Source organism: Rickettsiales endosymbiont of Stachyamoeba lipophora (assembly GCF_003932735.1).
GTDB lineage: Bacteria > Pseudomonadota > Alphaproteobacteria > Rickettsiales > 33-17 > RICK01.
The window spans coordinates 1256555-1275418 of record NZ_CP033611.1; the positions used below are offsets into that span (position 1 = coordinate 1256555).

General features: G+C 32.8%; 15 protein-coding genes. 9 read left to right on the plus strand and 6 right to left on the minus strand.

Going from position 1 to position 18864, the window contains the following annotated elements:
• Positions 1 to 3: 3 nt before the first annotated feature.
• From EF513_RS05785 to EF513_RS05825, 9 genes are all read left to right on the plus strand, one after another.
• Positions 4 to 1761: a PHA/PHB synthase family protein gene (locus EF513_RS05785; RefSeq protein ID WP_125216458.1), complete on the plus strand. Its 1758-nt coding sequence runs from the start codon at positions 4 to 6 to the stop codon at positions 1759 to 1761.
• Complete coding sequence (plsY, locus tag EF513_RS05790; protein ID WP_125216459.1) at positions 1762 to 2343, plus strand: glycerol-3-phosphate 1-O-acyltransferase PlsY; 582 nt, start codon at positions 1762 to 1764, stop codon at positions 2341 to 2343.
• A 19-nt stretch (positions 2344 to 2362) separates the two neighbouring features.
• Positions 2363 to 3136, plus strand: coding sequence for a BON domain-containing protein (locus EF513_RS05795; protein WP_125216460.1), 774 nt, complete (start codon positions 2363 to 2365; stop codon positions 3134 to 3136).
• 107 nt (positions 3137 to 3243) lie between these two features.
• Complete coding sequence (gene gshB / locus EF513_RS05800) at positions 3244 to 4209, plus strand: glutathione synthase (protein ID WP_125216461.1); 966 nt, start codon at positions 3244 to 3246, stop codon at positions 4207 to 4209.
• 63 nt (positions 4210 to 4272) lie between these two features.
• A complete protein-coding gene (locus EF513_RS05805; protein WP_125216462.1) occupies positions 4273 to 4764 on the plus strand; it encodes a DUF3576 domain-containing protein in 492 nt (163 codons plus the stop codon).
• Positions 4765 to 4780: 16 nt separating this feature from the next.
• Positions 4781 to 7291 (plus strand): leucine--tRNA ligase, encoded by a 2511-nt coding sequence (gene leuS, locus EF513_RS05810; RefSeq protein WP_125216463.1) that lies wholly within the window; start codon positions 4781 to 4783, stop codon positions 7289 to 7291.
• Entirely contained in the window at positions 7278 to 7790 is a 513-nt protein-coding gene (locus tag EF513_RS05815) for a hypothetical protein (protein ID WP_125216464.1), read from the plus strand. The genes leuS and EF513_RS05815 overlap by 14 nt, the downstream gene beginning before the upstream one ends.
• Before the next feature lie 15 nt (positions 7791 to 7805).
• On the plus strand, positions 7806 to 8819 hold the full coding sequence (gene holA, locus EF513_RS05820; RefSeq protein WP_125216465.1) for a DNA polymerase III subunit delta: 1014 nt from the start codon (positions 7806 to 7808) through the stop codon (positions 8817 to 8819).
• A gap of 265 nt (positions 8820 to 9084) precedes the next feature.
• Complete coding sequence (locus EF513_RS05825; protein WP_125216466.1) at positions 9085 to 9618, plus strand: ATP/GTP-binding protein; 534 nt, start codon at positions 9085 to 9087, stop codon at positions 9616 to 9618.
• A 184-nt stretch (positions 9619 to 9802) separates the two neighbouring features.
• Here the strand turns inward: EF513_RS05825 and EF513_RS05830 are convergent, their stop codons facing one another.
• The 6 genes from EF513_RS05830 to EF513_RS05855 form a co-directional block, all read right to left on the minus strand.
• On the minus strand, positions 9803 to 11758 hold the full coding sequence (locus tag EF513_RS05830) for a hypothetical protein (protein WP_125216467.1): 1956 nt from the start codon (positions 11756 to 11758) through the stop codon (positions 9803 to 9805).
• Between the two features lie 121 nt (positions 11759 to 11879).
• The gene (gene mrdA, locus EF513_RS05835) at positions 11880 to 13670 is read right to left on the minus strand and encodes a penicillin-binding protein 2 (protein WP_125216468.1); all 1791 of its coding nucleotides are present in this window, start codon (positions 13668 to 13670) and stop codon (positions 11880 to 11882) included.
• On the minus strand, positions 13670 to 14107 hold the full coding sequence (locus EF513_RS05840; protein ID WP_125216469.1) for a hypothetical protein: 438 nt from the start codon (positions 14105 to 14107) through the stop codon (positions 13670 to 13672). Before EF513_RS05840 ends, mrdA begins: the two co-directional genes overlap by 1 nt.
• A gap of 207 nt (positions 14108 to 14314) precedes the next feature.
• The gene (locus EF513_RS05845) at positions 14315 to 15079 is read right to left on the minus strand and encodes an endonuclease/exonuclease/phosphatase family protein (protein WP_125216470.1); all 765 of its coding nucleotides are present in this window, start codon (positions 15077 to 15079) and stop codon (positions 14315 to 14317) included.
• Between the two features lie 17 nt (positions 15080 to 15096).
• On the minus strand, positions 15097 to 16185 hold the full coding sequence (locus EF513_RS05850) for a phospholipase D-like domain-containing protein (RefSeq protein WP_164503845.1): 1089 nt from the start codon (positions 16183 to 16185) through the stop codon (positions 15097 to 15099).
• Positions 16186 to 16710: 525 nt separating this feature from the next.
• On the minus strand, positions 16711 to 18309 hold the full coding sequence (locus EF513_RS05855) for a peptide chain release factor 3 (protein ID WP_125216472.1): 1599 nt from the start codon (positions 18307 to 18309) through the stop codon (positions 16711 to 16713).
• Positions 18310 to 18864 lie beyond the last annotated feature (555 nt).

The following is an 18864-nucleotide window of genomic DNA, read 5'->3' on the forward strand; positions in this document are numbered from 1 at the left end:
CATATGAGCGAAGAAAAATCATATATGGATTTTGCACAAAATTATTTTCAACTTTTAGTAGAATATCCTAATGTATTAAATAACTATTGGAATAATAGTGTAGCAAATCTTGATAATTCTTATTTTAATAATGGAAGCGATGTTCAGGAATTGTTATCCCAAGCGTTTAATAAGCCTGGTATGTTAGTTGATTATCACCAGCAATGGTTGGATAATTTTTGGTCTATTATGGCTAATATTAATTCTAAAGCTCAAGGTATGGCAGCTAATGATTTATTTAGCCCGCAAGAAAAAGACAGTCGTTTTAAGGATGAAACTTGGACTAATAATCCATTTTTTGATATGATTAAGCAATGTTATTTTATGACTTCCGAGCTGGCTAAGAAATATATTGATGAATTAGAAGAGATAGATCATAAAAATAAAGCCAAATTATTATTTTTTATCAGGCAATTTTTGGATAGCAGCGCGCCAACTAACTTTTTATTTACTAACCCGGTAGTAATTAGAGAAACCGTTCAATCTAATGCTCAAAATTTATTAAAAGGGTTACAAAAATTTTCTGAAGATGTGCAACAAAATATTGATGTTTTCCATATTAAAACAGTCGATGATAGTGCTTTTAAAGTTGGTGAAAATATTGCTACTACCAAAGGTAAAGTGATTTTTCGTAATAGCTTGCTTGAACTGATTGCTTACTATCCAGAAGAATCACAAAAAGTATATACTACTCCTATTTTCGTAGTACCGCCGTTTATTAATAAATTTTATATTTTTGATCTTCAGCCGAAAAATTCTTTTGTGCAATGGTTAAAGCAAAATAATCATATGGTATTTTTAGTTTCATGGCTTAATCCTGATGAAACGCACAAAGACATAGATTTTGAGGACTATGTTAAATATTTAATCGAAGCGATTGAGTTTGTTAATAACTTCTCTAACTCAAAAGTGAACTTATGTAGCTATTGCATTGGTGGTACTTTAACCGCGGTAACTGCTTCATATCTTAAAAAGCAGCAAAAAGATCTAATTAATTCTATAGTGTTTATTACCACCTTATTAGATTTTAATAATTCAGGCGAAATTGGATTGTTTGTTGATGAGGAGCAGATTGAGAAAATTGAAACTAAAATGGCAAGCTCAGGTTATTTTGATTCAAAGGACATGAGCATGACTTTTAATTTGCTTAGAGCTAACGATATGATTTGGGGTAATTACGTAAATAGTTATCTTCTTGGCAGAGAGCCAATAGCAATGGATTTACTTTATTGGAATTATGATAGTACTCGTTTGCCTTATAAGATGCACAGCTTTTATTTGCGTAATATGTATTTGAATAATAATGTATGTAAAAAGGATCATTTAACAATAAATAATGTGGCAATTGATATTTCAAAACTTGATTTTGATTGTTATTTCCTGGCTACTAAAGAAGATCATATAGCGCCTGCTATCGGAGTGTATGACGGAATTAAATATTTATCAGGCAAGGTGAGATTTGTTTTATCAGAATCAGGGCACGTAGCTGGTGTTATAAATCCCTCAAATAAAAATAAATATGGATATTTTGTTAATAATAATTTAAAAGGATCTTTTGATGATTGGTATGGTAAAGCAGAATTTCATCAAAAATCTTGGTGGCATGATGTGGTTAGCTGGCTTAGTGAAAGATCAGGTAAGCAGGACCTTACCATATCATCGAAAAGAATTGATGAACAAGGCATTTGCGATGCTCCAGGAACTTATGTGATGGTAAAATAAATGGGTGAATGGATTATATTAGTAATATCTTATTTGTTGGGATCTATCCCGTTTGGATTTTTAATAGCTAGATATTCATCTAAAATGGATATTAGAACCAAAGGTTCAGGTAACATTGGTAGTACTAATGTTTTACGGGTACTAGGCAAAAAAGCTGCTCTTATTACTCTAATAGGTGATATGCTTAAAGGGGTTATTCCTGTCATGGTGGTCAAGTTTACCACTGAAAATTTAATATTATTATATTTGACTGGTATAATGGCCGTTATTGGACATATGTTTCCTATATGGCTAAAATTCAAAGGTGGTAAAGGGGTGGCAACCGGCTCTGCGATACTACTATGTATTAGTCCAAAAATAGGGATAATGACCTGCTTAACTTGGCTTTTAGTATTTGCTTTATCAAGAATTTCTTCATTAGCAGCAATTATAGCGATAGCACTTTCACCAATTTATGCTTATTGGTTTTGTGGGTTGCAACCAGACTTACCGTTATTTTGTTTTGCTTTAGCTGTGTTGATACTTTGTAAACATACAGCAAATATTAAAAGATTGCTTAAAGGTGAAGAGAAGAAAATTTAATATAAGTAGGAGAGGATATATGAAAAAATTATTTGAGAATATGTCATTTGTGCGGAAATTAATTATAGTTTCGTTACCATTCGTTGTATCAGTTACTACCTCTTGTATACCTGCTGTGCTTGGTGGATCAATGGCTACTGGTGTGGTGCTAGTACAAGATAGAACTGCCGGGCAAAAATTTGATGATTTGGCAATCAAAGCAAAAATTCGTGAACGTTATTTTAGAAAAGATGTTAATAATCTTTTTGCCAAAATTAAAGTTGAAGTTGCTAATGGTAGAGTATTGCTTACAGGGTCTGTTGTATCTCAGGAAGATAGGTTAAAGGCAGTTAGGATTGCCTGGAAAGTTAATGGAGTAAGGGAAGTAATTAATGAAATTGAAATTAGGAATATCCAGGGATTAGAAGTTAAAGACTATGCAACCGATACTTGGATTACTACCCAATTACGTACTAAAATGTTATTTTATCAAAATATAAAATCTTTTAACTATAATATAGAGACTATTAGAGGGGTGATTTACTTAATTGGGGTAACAAAATCTAAGCAGGAATTAGATATGGTTACCGCCATGGCGTCACAAATTAGAAATGTAAGAAAAGTAGTAAGTTATGTAAAAATTGTTTCTAGCATGGATTATCCGGATAATGATAATGTGGCGGCTCCATATGAAACTAAGGTTGAAAAAGTAAAAGCTGTTCCGCTTAAACCATTAGTAGCACCAAAGCCGCTATCTGTAAAAGAAGTTCCTATTGAAACCGGTTCTGATGATTTAGATGAATTTGATGATTAAAATCTTAGAATTTTAATAGTTTGCAGTTTATACAAGATTACAACTTTCAAGCTAATTAAACTTTAAATTTTTATGTTAATTAATATTAGCAGTTTTACGTTACCCCTATGCCTAAATTATTTGTTCAGATTGATCCTTTGGATCAACTTAATCACGAGACTGATACTTCGCTTGCATTAATTCAAGTTGCAATGAGAGATGGATTTGAAATTTTTACTTTTCAGCCTGATAATTTATCTTTTAATTGTGGTAAGGTAATAGCGACGGTTAGGGAAACTAAAATTTTATCACCTAATAATTATTGGCTTGGCGAAAAGCAAGAGGTAAATCTTGAGCTGGCTGATATTCTCTTAATCAGGCAAGATCCTCCCTATAACATGCATTATTTAACTACTTGCCATCTACTTAAATTTATAAGTGAAAAGGTGGTGGTAGTGAATCCTGCTGAAGTATTAATTAGTAATCCAGAAAAAATTATTCCACTTCATTTTCAGCATTTAATGCCTCAAACTTTAATTAGTAGAGATTATGAGCAGCTTAGAAGTTTTCTAGAAAAATTTGGAAAAGTGATTTTAAAACCTCTTTATGGTCATGCCGGTAGAGGGGTAATTTTAGTTGATGCAAAAAGTGAGGAAGGATTGAAGGCGTTTAAGGCTTACTATCACGATACTGAAGAGTTTATCATAGCCCAACAATATTTACCCCAAATTAGAGAAACAGGGGATATACGAGTACTCATGTCTTACGGGGAAGTGTTAGGTGCAATTGCAAGATTTCCTGCTCCTAACCAAGTGGTTGCTAACCTGGCAAGCGGAGGAGAAGCTCGTCAAATTGTATTAAACGATAAGCAGTTAGAGCTTTGTAATGAAGTTGGACAGTTCTTAACAGAAAACAATATTGTGCTCGCAGGGTTAGATATAATTGGTAACTATTTAACTGAAGTTAATATTACTTCTCCTACCGGAATATTGGTTGTAAATAGGCTTTACAGCTTGAATCTTGAAGATAAAATTTGGCATAATATTAAGCAAATTTACTTAAATAAACAGAAGGGTAAAAGTAACATTAATTAATAGGATACTTGTATAATTAGATTTTAACGATATTATTAAAAATAAAATTAGTATAGGATTGATATGATAAAAAAATTATTGATAGTGAGCATAATCTTTTTAATTACAGCATGTAATAATCAATACAAAGCTACCGGGGATACTCCAAAAAGTTCTAGAGAGAGAAGAGAAGAATCTTTTGGTAAACTTACAGGTGAAGAAGGGGTTGTAATCGGTGGTAAGAAGAAAAGAGACACGGCAGGTATTACCGTTAATGCTTATTTATGGCGTGCAGCTCTTGAAGCGGTTAATACTATGCCAATAAGTGTAGTTGATCCATTTTCAGGTGTAATTACTACTGAGTGGTATCAAGTAGATTATCAAGGCCATTATCGTTATAAATTAAATATTTTAATTAGTAGTGATATTATGCGTGCAGATGCAGTTAAAGTTAATGTGTTTGAGCAAAAATATATTAAATCAGGTTGGGTTGATGTAATGCCAAATCCTAAAATGGCCGTTGAAATTGAAGATCGTATTTTAACCCGTGCAAGATATTTAAAATTAAATAATTAGTTCAATAGTTAAGTTCATGAATAATACAGTAGAATATAAGCCAGTAGAGATTGAGCAAAAATGGCAGCAAATTTGGCATGATAAGCGTAGTTTTGAAGTAGAAACAGACCAAGCTAAACCTAAATATTATGTACTTGAAATGTTACCATACCCATCAGGTAAAATTCATATGGGGCATTTACGTAATTATACTATAGGTGATGTGATTGCTCGCTTTAAAGTAATGCAAGGTTTTAATGTATTACATCCTATGGGATGGGATGCCTTTGGCTTGCCTGCTGAGAATGCTGCAATTGAACGTAAACTGCACCCTAAATCATGGACTTATGATAATATTGACCACATGCGCGCGCAATTCATGAAAATTGGCTTTTCATATGATTGGCGTCGTGAGGTTGCAACTTGCTCACCTGATTATTATAAACATGAGCAAAAAATTTTCTTAGAATTTTTAACGCAAGGGTTAGCTTATCAAAAAGAGGCCGAGGTTAATTGGGATCCAGTAGATAATACCGTGCTTGCCAATGAGCAAGTAGTAGATGGAAAAGGTTGGCGCTCTGGAGCTGTTGTTGAAAGAAGAAAGCTAAAACAATGGTTTTTAAAGATTACTGATTTTGCTGATGGTTTACTAAATGAATTAGATAATTTGCCTAATTGGCCTGAGCACGTCAAGACCATGCAGCGTAAATGGATTGGTAAGCAGGAAATGACAGCGCTTGAATTTTTTATTCCTGAACTTAATCAAGCGGTTGAAATTCAAACTACTACTCCAGAGGCTCTATTTGGCTGTACCTTTGTTGCGTTATCGGTTGATCATGGAATAACACAGAAGCTTGCACAAAAAGATACAAAATTACAAGAGTTTATTCATCAGTGTAAATCAATTCCTACCACCGAAAGTGCACAGGAACTCGCTGAAAAGAAAGGCCACTTAACTGAAATTACTGCAATTAATCCTGTGACTAAAATAGCAGTGCCAGTTTATATTGCTAATTATGTATTAAGTGATTTTGGCAGTGGAGCTTTGTATGGCTGCCCAGGAATGGATCAAAGAGATCAAGAATTTGCTAAGAAATATAATATCAAAATAATTCAAAATTTTGATGAAGAACAGCAGGTAATGATCAATTCAGATTTTCTGAATGCGCTTACTCAAGACAAAGCTCACGAGAAGATTATTAACTATTTAAAAGAGCATAAATTATCAACCCAAAAAATTACATATCGTTTGCATGATTGGGGGATCTCACGTCAACGTTATTGGGGGTGCCCAATTCCAGTTGTTTATTGCGATGCTTGTGGAATAGTCCCGGAAAATGAAGCAAACTTACCAGTATCGCTGCCTGATGATATTAGCTTCGAGATGCCAGGTAATCCTTTAAAAAATCATCCGACTTGGTCTAAAACTAATTGTCCATCTTGTGGTAAAGAGGCTACCAGGGAAACTGATACTTTTGATACTTTTTTTGAATCATCATGGTATTTTGCCCGTTATTGCAATAATACAACAGATAAGACGATTGATGAACAAGATTGCCATTATTGGTTGCCGGTTGATCAATATATTGGTGGTGTAGAACATGCTGTGATGCATCTTCTTTACGCTAGGTTTTTTACTAAAGCGATGAAAAAATGTGGTATGTGGAATTTAGATGAGCCATTTAAAGGCCTATTAACCCAAGGGATGGTGTGCCATGAAACCTACAAAGATGTAAATGGGCATTGGCTTTATCCTGACGAGGTAGAAAAGCAAGGTGATAATTATATCTGTAAAGCTACAGGTGAAATAGCTAAAGTTGGCCGTATTGAAAAAATGAGCAAATCTAAGCGCAATACGGTAGATCCGGATTATATCGTAAATAAATTTGGAGCAGATACCGCCAGATTTTTTATGCTATCAGATAGCCCACCTGAGAAGGACTTAATTTGGAACGATAGCGCGATTGAAGGCTCACATAAATTTTTAAGACGCTTATTTAGCTTTGTTACTGAAATATTAGAAGTAGAAGCTAAAGAAGCTGAAGAATCATTTAATCATAATAAAATCCTAGTAGCCCTACATAAAACCATCCATGCTTTAACTGATGAAATTGCTGAGTTTAATTTTAATAGAGTTGTTGCTAGAATTAGAGAATTAGCCAATCAGTTATTTGAAATTGATCTAAACAAATTATCAAACAATGATAAAGAACTTTTAGTGAGTATTGTAAAAGATGTAGTTAAGTTGCTTTCACCAATGACCCCTCACTTAGCTGAGGAGTTATGGGTAATGCTTGGAGGAGAAGGGTTAGTATGTAAAGCTTCTTGGCCTATATATGAAGAAAAATTCTTAGTAGAAGATCAAGTGACACTGGCAGTACAAGTAAATGGCAAGCTTAGAACGACCATAGAAGTGGCACGCAATATTGAAGAAGAAGCTTTAAAGCAGTTGGCAATTAATCTTGACCAAGTACAAAAATTTTTATTAGGCAATAATCCAAAGAAAATCATTATAGTTCCAGGAAAAATAGTTAATGTGGTGGTTTAAAAAAAGTCTTTTATTATCGATAATAGTGCTGAGTGTAACAAGCTGTGGTTTTAAGCCGTTATATGCTAAAAATCAGACAAACATGGATCAAGATTATGCATGCTTGCTTGCGCAAATTGAATTATTAGAACCAGCTACACAAGAAGCTCAAGCTGTATATGTTCCTTTACATGATATGTTGTGTAATTATTGTAATAGAGATGTTACTAATAAGTATCGTTTAAATTTTCATGTTGCTAAATATACTAAACCAGTATTGGTCTTTAGAACCGGTGATGCTACACGACGTAATGTGGTAATCAAGGTAGACTTTACTCTGATTGATCTTGTTACCCATGAAATATTATTAAAGGGAGTGGTGCGTAATAGCTCGGGATATAACACTCTTGACTCTCCTTTTACAGAATTTATAAGCCTCACTGATGCTATTCATAACACCAGTAAACAAAATGCACAGGATATTATGTTTAGGATTAATAATTATTTCAAAAACCAATAAGGTTATTGTAATTGCATGAAAATTCCTTCCACTAGAATTGAAGTAGAACTCAAAAAACTGCCGGGAAGTTTTAAAGCATTACTTCTATATGGTCCGGATTTAGGCCTGGGGATTGAAAGGGCTAATCAAGTAATATTCCAGTGTTTTGGTGGTAAGGTAGATACTTTTAGATTAAGTGAATTTAATATTGCTAAATCTGAAGATCATTCAAAAATATTGCAGGAAGTTAATAATATTAGCTTTTTTGGTGGCATAAAAGTAATCAAGATTATTGGCTTTGCTACAAATTTACCAGGTATTATCAAGGATTTATTTGAGGCTAACCTGGCTAATAATTTTATTGTAATGATAGCTGAAGATTTGGCCGCTAGTAGTGGTTTGCGTAAATTTGCAGAAGCTCATGCTGATATTTTAGCTATACCTTGTTATAAAGATGATGAAAAAGGAGTAGAGGCTTTAGCAAAAGCTACGTTTGATCGGTTAGGAGTAAAATATACTAGCGAAGTACCTGCAATTATAGCTGCTTCTATTTCAGGTGATAGAGGGCTAATTAAATCAGAACTTGAAAAAATAGCAATTTTTTCTGGCAAGCAGGTAGCAGACTTAGCGTCTGTAAGTAAAATTTTAGTAGGTTCAAAAGAATTTGAATTTGGCACTTTAGTTATAGATTATTTTAATAAAAATTCTAAAGGATTTTTAAATCAATTAGATCTAGCTTTAAGTGAGCTTACGGCGGTTGGAGTTATAAGGATATTTATTAAGCATGCATTTAAACTGCTTGAGTTAAAAGAAGTAATGCTTAAAGCTAAAATTAGTGCACGAGAAGCGGTATCAACTGCAAAACCTATTATATTTTTTAAACATCAACCAGATTATATCAAGCAATTAGAGAGATGGGATAAAGAGAGTCTAACTAATATGCTTGATAAGCTATATGGCCTAGAGCAATATAGTAAAACTAGCGAGTTTTGTACTATCAAACTAAGAAAAGAACTAATCACAGAGATTGCCACACCTAAAGTTGGTTAAGTTGGCTGCTATAAACTCAATTTTTTTAAATAAACCTTATTTATATCTGTATATTTCTTGAGCTTTGCTTCTGTCGTAGTTTGATTAAAATAGGTGTACACATCCTGGCGACCATATAAGAGAGGACGTCTATATTTATTTCAGCTAGTTAAAGAGCACATAACAAATAATAGCAGACAAGATGCATGCTATTATTATACTAAAGTAGTAAACTATCTTAATGGTATACTATGTCTTTAAGAAAATTTCAGCAGAGTAAAATACTATGAAGCGATATATTTTAACTGGAACCCCAGGGGCAGGAAAGACTTCTATCATTCGTATATTAGAAACGATGGATTATTTTGTAATAGAGGAAGCTGCTACTGATATAATCGCTTTAGAACAAACGTTAGGTAATAAAGAACCATGGCTGATGCCTTTGTTTATTGATAAAATTGTAAATTTACAAAAACAAAGGCAAGTTCAGTTATCTTGTGCTCAAAGCAGAATGCAATTTTTTGATCGATCACCGCTTTGTACTTATGCTCTCTGTCAGTATCTCGGTTACCAATATCCTTCAAGTCTTTTAGAAGAGATAGATAGAATAGAGAAGAAGCAGATATATCAAAAGAAAGTATTTTTTATAGAAAATTTAGGTGTTTGTAAACCTACTGAAGCAAGAAAAATTAGTTTTGAAGAATCTTTATACTTTGAAAAAGTCCATGAAGAAGTATATAATTTTTTTGGTTATGAATGCATTAAAATTCCTCAACAAGCAATACAGAATCGAGTAAATCAGATTATAGCATTAGTATAAAAATTATAAAATCAGTCGCTATATTGATAACATCTGCTTTTGCTCAAATCCAAAAATCTTAACTCATTATTCCTAATCTCGGAATTTAATGCATTAACCCATTTGTGATGAAGCTCTTAGATAAGTACTATTGCTTGCCTATTGGCTATTATTAATACACAGCACATAGCAGTGCTCACTTCAGTTATTTCTGAATATAATTAGAAAAACTCCTCTGTTTATTGTGTTCGTTCGTAACCCATGAAAAGGTATTACTTATACTGTTTTCAGCAAATTTAACAGATTTTATGGCTTGGTTCAATACTTGTTGTACAAAGCGAGGGGCTAGCAAGCTACCAACAATATATAAACCAAGCAATCCAGCTGAAATGATTAGTAGGCTAATCGCTAAATTTTTCATGAAAGATTTAGAAGAAGAATCTGCTGCTTGATTCTTTTTAGGTGCATTAGCGTTAGAGATATTATTTAAGCTAGTACTTGTTTTAGAAGTTTGAGGTTCAGCTGCTTGATTCTTTTTAGGTGCATTAGCGTTAGAGATATTATTTAAGCTAGTACTTGTTTTAGAAGTTTGAGGTTCAGCTGCTTGATTCTTTTTAGGCGCATTAGCGTTAGAGATATTATTTAAGCTAGTACTTGTTTTAGAAGTTTGAGGTTCAGCTGCTTGATTCTTTTTAGGTGCATTAGCGTTAGAGATATTATTTAAGCTAGTACTTGTTTTAGAAGTTTGAGGTTCAGCTGCTTGATTCTTTTTAGGTGCATTAGCGTTAGAGATATTATTTAAGCTAGTACTTGTTTTAGAAGTTTGAGGTTCAGCTGCTTGATTCTTTTTAGGCGCATTAGCGTTAGAGATATTATTTAAGCTAGTACTTGTTTTAGAAGTTTGGGGTTCAGTTGCTTGATTCTTTTTAGGTGCATTAGCGTTAGAGATATTATTTAAGCTAGTACTTGTTTTAGAAGTTTGAGGTTCAGTTGCTTGATTCTTTTTAGGTGCATTAGCGTTAGAGATATTATTTAAGCTAGTACTTGTTTTAGAAGTTTGAGGTTCAGTTGCTTGACTCTTATTATGTGCATTAGCGTTAGAGGTATTATTTAAGCTAGTACTTGTTTTAGAAGTTTGAGGTTCAGTTGCTTGATTCTTTTTAGGTGCATTAGCGTTAGAGATATTATTTAAGCTAGTACTTGTTTTAGAAGTTTGAGGTTCAGTTGCTTGATTCTTTTTAGGTGCATTAGCGTTAGAGATATTATTTAAGCTAGTGCTTGTTTTAGAAGTTTGAGATTCAGTAGTAATTTTAGTTTTGTCTTGTTCTTTGGCTTTATAGGTTTGAGTTGGTAATTGTTGTTGGTTTTGTTGTGTTGATGTTATTCTTATACCCTCATTTAACCCTGGCTGAGGTGAAGGAGCCCTACTCGATTTAGGTGGAGCAGCCTTTTTCAGATGCTCTAAAATTTTATTTAAATCTTGTTGTTCATTTTCTTTAGCATTTTTAAGTAGATTTTCTACTAAGGTTTGTGAGGTATTACCCTCTGCGTTAGTTATGTTTAGTATTTCACTGCTATTTTGCTCTTCAGCTATAGCTTGAATTAATGATAGTACAATTTCGCTTTCAATATTATTTTGGTTACTTAAAGCTAGATGTAAAAAAGTATTACTATTTGAATCTTGAAATTTAAGTGTAGATTCATCGGCTAGCGTTTTGATTAAAGCTGCTTTATAAGCGCCTATATGGTTAAAATTCAATATACTTTGGAATAAAGTGTGATTGGGATCTTCAGCTCCGTAATTTTTTAATAATTCAACCGTGCTAACTTTAGTATTCATTACGGCTAAATATAGTAAGCTTTTGCTCACATTACATTTATTAGTATAAGAAAAGTTCACTAGTAGGGATCTATATTCTTCTGCAGTATTAGATAAAATGTTCTCTATTGCTTCAGCCGTCGTTTTATCATTTTGTTTAGTCTTTCCTACGATAATATGGCAATAAATCTCACTACATTTATTAATTAAATCATCTTTAGTGCTAGCTGATATAATTAATGATTTTTCAGCGTGTTTTGAGGATATATATCCTGTTACTTTAGAAATGATCGTCTTTTTTAAAGTTAGTAAATCACTTTTGCTTAATGTTGTTGATGGCATAATTAGTATCCTTTATAATTTAATACTAATTATAATAATATTAATAATTAATTACAGTAAAGAGTGATATTTATTTATTTTTAACTGGCATGAAATTCTGATAATTAGTAAAAAAGGATAATTATACTAATCCATCTTTATCTAGCTTCATTGCAAGCTTGAGCAATTCACTTAATACAGGGGCTGCAGCCCCTGCGCCACTACCACCATGTTCGATCATTACGCTACAAGCAAATTTAGGAGTTTTATAGGGTCCAAAGCCGATACATAACCCATGATGGCTTGTTTCCCAGCTTTTATTGTCAAGTGCTTTTCCACTCGCATCCCGTTGAATAGCAATAACTTGAGAAGTACCGGTTTTAGCAGCAAATTCATAATCTGCTCCCATATCATTTCTAAAACGAAACACTGTGCCGCCTGCTTGGTTTACTGCCATATGCATGGCTTCTCTAATTATCTCAAGATGTTCAGGAGCTATATCCAAATTGGCAAAGTCAGTATTATTAGTAAATATTTTAGGGTAAAGTTCTTTACCACTAGCTATTCTGGCAGCCATAACTGCAAGCTGAATAGGTGTCACTAACAGGTATCCGTGGCCAATTGCTACGTTGATACTATCTCCTACTGTCCAATCTTGTTTAAAGCGTTTTTTCTTCCATTTTTTGTTTGGAATTAGGCCAGTACTTTCATGCGGAAGGTCTATTTGAGTTGGTTGACCAAGACCAAGTTTGCGAGCTGTTGCGGCAATAGCATCAATCCCTAAAATTTTAGCAGTATAATAAAAATATATGTTACATGAATGCTGGATCGCCTGCTTAAGATTAATGGGTCCGTGTTTATGACGTTTCCAGCAGTGAAATGCATGGTTTCCTAGATAGAAGGTTCCTTGACAATCATGACGATCATCAGGGGATATCCCATGTTCTAAAGCAGCAAGCGCTACTACTAGTTTAAATACTGAACCAGGAGCTATAGTTCGGCTAATAGATTTGTTAATCAGAGGAAAATGTTTATCATTAATTATCTTATTCCAATAATCTAAAGTAATACCATGAGATAAAATATTAGGATTGTAACCAGGTGAGGAGCACATTGCTATAACTTGACCGGTTTGGCAATTCATCAAAGTTATAGCGCCATCCTTACCTTCCAGTAAGCTGGTTGCTGCTTGCTGTAGTTCGAGGTTGATAGATAATTTGATGTTTTGGCCGAATTCAGGTTCTTGAGTGCTAAGTTCTCTAATCAGATTGCCGTATGCATCCACTTCAATTTGTTGAAATCCAACTGCACCGCGCAGAAGATGATCAAAAGTTTTTTCAATGCCGCTTTTGCCAATTTTTAGATCATAACGTTTTAAACGTTCATAGTCAGCATCATCTTTACTAAGGGAGCTTACATAGCCAATTAAATGGCTACAAAGTTCAGCAAATGGATAATGTCTATACCGCCCGGATTCTATATATACCCCTGGTAATTCCAAATTATGTAACTCTATTATGGATAAATGCTCCCACGAGACATTATCCATAACAAGTAATTGGCCTTGGTTCTTTGGCTTAAGGATGTTTTGCTCAACTTGTTCGATTTGCTCTTGATCTAAGCTCAGCAGATCAATAATTTTATTTTTCAGTTCAGTAATATGTTTATTGATGGTGGTATCAATAAACAATTTGTAATAAGTTTTGTTAACTACCAAGATATTATCTTGGCTATCTAGGATAAGACCTCGTTCGGGAGAGATAGCTTTAAATCTAATGCGGTTCTTATCTGAAAGGGTGGCAAATTTTCCCCAATTGATGATTTGTAAATAAAATAGCCTTATAAAAATTATTAGGAATAAAAAAGCTTTGAATGCTCCAATGATTAGCATTCTTCTAGTGAAAATCTTTGCAACCTGCTTTTCTAAGCGCATTATCTAAAACTATATTTATAAATTATCTTATCAACTATCATTGTCATTACTGGATATAAAATTAAGGACATTATAAAATTATATATAATATGAATATAATTCACCTCAAGATGCATTGTTACTTGGTATATCGCTATTTTTAATAAAATATCAATACTTAAGAATAATGCGCTATAAGCTAGTTCTAACGCAAAGTTTTCAATCTTGATCATGCGTAAAAAAGTATCATAAATATATTTAATAATAATAAAACTTAATAAATGTATACCTGTATAAAAACCGAAGATAAGATCAGCAATAAAGCCTATAAGTATTAAAAGCCAATAGTTAATTAAATTATGATAGTTTATTAAGAGATGAGTTGAAATCATAATATAAAAATTAATGAAAAAGGTACCATGAAATATAGTGCTGGTATTAAAAATAATTCCAAACACATTGATACCTAATAAAATTAAACTTAATAGCTTGAAATAATTATCGTAATTTAGTTCGCTTATAATTATTTTGCGATCAAGAATCATGTAATTAACAAATTTTAAATATTAAACTTAAAGTTTAATCCAGTTTGCTAAATATACAAGTGGCTGAATTATAATTAAATGTAATATATTATTAAATTTAGTTATTTTATGTGAAAGTAGCTATGGTAAAGAAGCAATTGTTAGCAAAAGAGCAGAATGATCTGAAAATGGTTGTGGTATAATTTCTAAATGTAATTTGCGTAATAAGCTGCTTGAGCAAATACATAAATCTATAGGATATTGCCATATATGAAAAGTAAAAGTAGGAATCTTTTGATCATTTAATATGGACAGATTAGCATCATGAGTAAAGGGTAAAAGCTCATTAAATCCTAGAAAATTATTAAAATCTCCCATAATAATCACTTCGCCTGGTTCATTTTTTGCTAGTGCACATATCTCTTGATATTGTTTAGCTCTTACGTTCTTTTTAAGAGAAAAATGTGCAAAAAAAAGAGTAATATTATTTATTAGGTTAATTTTATAAATTAATTTTTTAGTACCGTAAGTAAAATAAAGTTTTTGATAATTTAAGCTTAGCTTTGCAAAGAACGCATTACATTTACCATTAAATATAGGCAGTTTATTTAAGTAACTATTCTGACTGTATTTATTTTCAATATCAAAAAAAGGATAATTTATATCTATTAAATGTTCTATTTGATTAAAATAAGCCGAATTTAAAGAACCTTGATCAATTTCTACTACGCAACCTATGTCTGGTTTTTTTAGATTAATAATATTTTTTAGTTCTAATAATACCTGCCTTTGCACATTTGGTGGGCAATAAATATGGCGGTATAAATGTAATATATGTTGCTTTAAATAACCGTTGAAACCTCGTGCGTAGCCTAAATTGCTAAATAAAATTTTTAATTTGCCCATAGTTTGTACTTTATAGTTTATAAAAGTTTTTTAAAGATTAGTCCTAATAATCCTATTATTTTTTGCCATAATGGTTTTTGGTATAATTCGTTAATAGAGAGTTCTTTACTATGCATTAAGTCTACACAGTGTAAATTCTTTAATTCAACTATGGCTTGATGATTAGTAATAACCAGGCTTAGTTCATTGCTTTTCATAAGACTTAAATAATCAAAATTCATGCTTCCTACCATAGCCCATTCATCATCTATAATAGCGTATTTGGCGTGGAGTAACTGATCTTTAAACTGAAATATTTTAATCTTTGCCTGAATAGCTTTGATATAGTAGTGGAAAGTAATATAATCAATTAACTTTATATGAGAGCTTTCTGGTATTAGTAATACTATTTCTACCTTACGTGTTACCGCTTCTTTTAGGGATTGAAAAAAATTTTCTTCCGGAATGAAATAAGGTGTGACTAAATATATATAGTTTCTTGCCTGTTTAATTTGTTCTAGTAATGCTTGATAAAGATATTTTTCGTGTCGTTTGGCATTGTTAACCAAGCATTTAAAGCCATTTTCAGTTATAGGGCTAAATGTGGTTAAATTACGTTTTTTATTAGAAATATTCTCGTTAAATAAAAGTTCAAAGTAATATTTAATATCATTGCAAATTAGTTCACTACTTAATTTTATTACTAAATCATGCCAGTTATACATACGCTGATCAAGGCAGAATCCACCTATAAAGACTATTTGACTATCTATAAGCAAAATTTTTCTATGATCTCTTGTGAACCAGGTGGTTATCTTAAACGGATGCCATTGTCGAATAGAATTATAAAAATAAAATTTTCCTCCATTTTGAATAAGAACTTTTATAAGAGGAGAGTTCCATAAATCTATACCACCTATCCAATCACATAATATTGCAACTTTTACTCCTTGCTTTGCTTTCTTGGTCAGTATTTTTAAAAACTTTCTGCCTACTTGATCATTTTTTATTATATATTGTTCTAGTAATATGGATTTTGTAGCTTTTGAGCAGCTTATATACATTTCATCTAAAAAGGCAGGAGTATTGTTATACCATTGCCAAGATTTATTAATATTTTGTGTCATCATAATCTAAGTATTTCTGCATACCATAGTGTGTTTACATCTTCCCTATAAGCCTAATAGTAAGATATTTTAAAAGTAGCTAAGCAGCTTTTTTTAAAGATGCCTGGTTAACAATAGGGATAAATTCCTACCATAAGGCTTATGCAACTATAGAAATAAATAACTTTGAGAAGATAAGTGAAATTTAAAACATTATTACGTGAGAATGATTTGTGATCATAGTCATTGTTAGATGGTTAATCTTATATACAGCAATTTAGAACACGATGAAGGTAAATACCAAAAAAAATCAAGAGATTAGATTGAGCTGGGAAACCCTTAGCTAATAAAAAGAAACTGAGTTTGCGTTACCCAGGCTTGCTGGTATGTGTCCAGCATAAGCAGGGCTTTTTTTTGTGGGGTACGGCTAATAACTTTATCTTAAAGGTATGTTGGAATCCTACGGAATTGCTAAATAATCTATTTCGATTTAAAAATAAAATTATTAAATAAAGTTATGAGCTCGCTGCATAAAAATAAAGAAATTTAATCTATATATTGCTCACGGGTTTTAGCAAAAACTAAGTTGGGAAATTTTTCTTGTACTCGTTTTAAATCCCAGTTGTCGCGAGCCAAATAGACTGGTATGCCATCTTTATCTTCTGCTATTTGGGTTTGATATAGATCACTAAGTTTTTTAATTTCTTTAGGATCTTCTGCAAATAGCCAGCGTGTAGTTTCATAAGGTGATGATTCAAAAATGGCAGAAAGATTATATTCTGATTCCATTCTTGATAATACTACATCAAGTTGTAATTGACCTACTACCCCGATTACCCACTGTGAACCTAGTATAGGTTTAAATAGTTGTAATATTCCTTCTTCGGCTAAATCTTCTAAGGCTTTACGTAAATGTTTGATACGGATGGGATCGTTAACATGTACTCGTTTTAAAATTTCAGGAGTAAAGCTAGGGATACCTTTAAAGTGTAAATCTTCCCCTTCGCTAAGAGTATCGCCAATTCTTAAGGTGCCGTGGTTGGGAATGCCAATAATATCTCCTGGATATGCTTCTTGAGTTAATTGGCGTTCACGTGCTAAGAAAAACACCGGATTTTGAATAGCTAATAGTTTTCCAGTACGAGTTTGTTTAAGTTTCATACCACGCTTAAAAGTACCTGAGCATATTCTTAAAAAGGCTATGCGGTCACGATGGTTAGGATCCATGTTAGCCTGGACTTTAAATACAAAGCCGGTTACTTTCGGTTCCAAAGCACTTACCGGACGAGGGTTGGCCGGTTGCATATTTGGACAAGGCGCCATTTTGGTTAGCCCTTCTAGTAATTCTTTTATACCAAAATTGCGCAGAGCGCTGCCAAAATAAACTGGAGTTAAATGGCCTTCTCGGTAGCTTTGTGTATCAAATGCTTTACCGGCTATATGCATTAACTCAGTATCTTCTATCAACTTTGTTTGTAGCGCAGGGGACATAAAATCTGCAAGACGCGTGTCAGTAGAGGAATGGACTTTTATAACTTGTGATGATTCTCCGCCATTCTCAGGTTGAAAGTATAGAAAGGAAGAGTTCTCTGTCTGAAAGCATCCTTTGAATTCTTTACCCATGCCGATTGGCCAATTTATTGGAGAGGCGTCCAGCGCAAGTTTTTGCTCAATTTCATCTAATAATTCAAAAGGATCGCGTGCCTCACGATCAAATTTATTAATAAAAGTAACAATAGGAATATTACGCATCCGGCATACTTCAAACAATTTGAGTGTTTGGGTCTCAATGCCTTTAGCAGCATCAATTACCATAATAGCTGAATCGACGGCGGTAAGGGTTCTATAAGTATCTTCACTAAAATCTTGGTGCCCTGGTGTATCTAGTAGATTAAAAGTTAAGCCGGCATGTTCAAAGGTCATTACCGATGAGGTAATAGAAATACCACGCTTGCGTTCCATTTCCATCCAGTCAGAATGAGCGTGTCTTCTGGCTCCTCGTGCCTTTACTTCGCCAGCTATGTGAATAGCTCCACTATTTAATAATAGTTTTTCCGTTAAAGTGGTTTTGCCGGCATCAGGATGAGAGATGATGGCAAAAGTACGACGTTGATTGGATTGGTGTGGTTTGGTAATATCCTGCATAAAATATCTCTATTATGTACTCTTGATAACTTGGTGCATTCAAAATAGATAATTCTCTAAGAACTATCATCAGTTTTTATGTTAAGAACGCTTGCTAAATCAGGAGTGTAATTATCTGCTGTTAACTTATAGAACAAAGTGATAAAAAAGATAGTAATAAATAATAAATTAAGCTTAATTCTTTGAGATAAATCAGTAAATAATCAGCTTAATCTTAGGTTGTGTGTACTGACCGTAATATAGAGGTAAGGTGTAATCCTGCTAAGCGTAACAACAAAAAATATTAACGCCTTAGCTCCCATAATTCTAAAAGCTTTTGAGCTCATTTGTAAACAAGTATGGATACAAGCTTATAAGATATTTATGATTGTTAACAATATTTATATTTTTTATTATTTAGGATGACATCAGAGGCATGCTCACAAGCGTAGAATAGTGGCTAGTATCAATATAACCTACAACTAGAATTATTTTAGAATCTTCTAATAGTAGCTTGGTACAATACCGAAAAAAGAAATTGCAGCAATAGCCAAATATTCTAAAGCTACATATTTG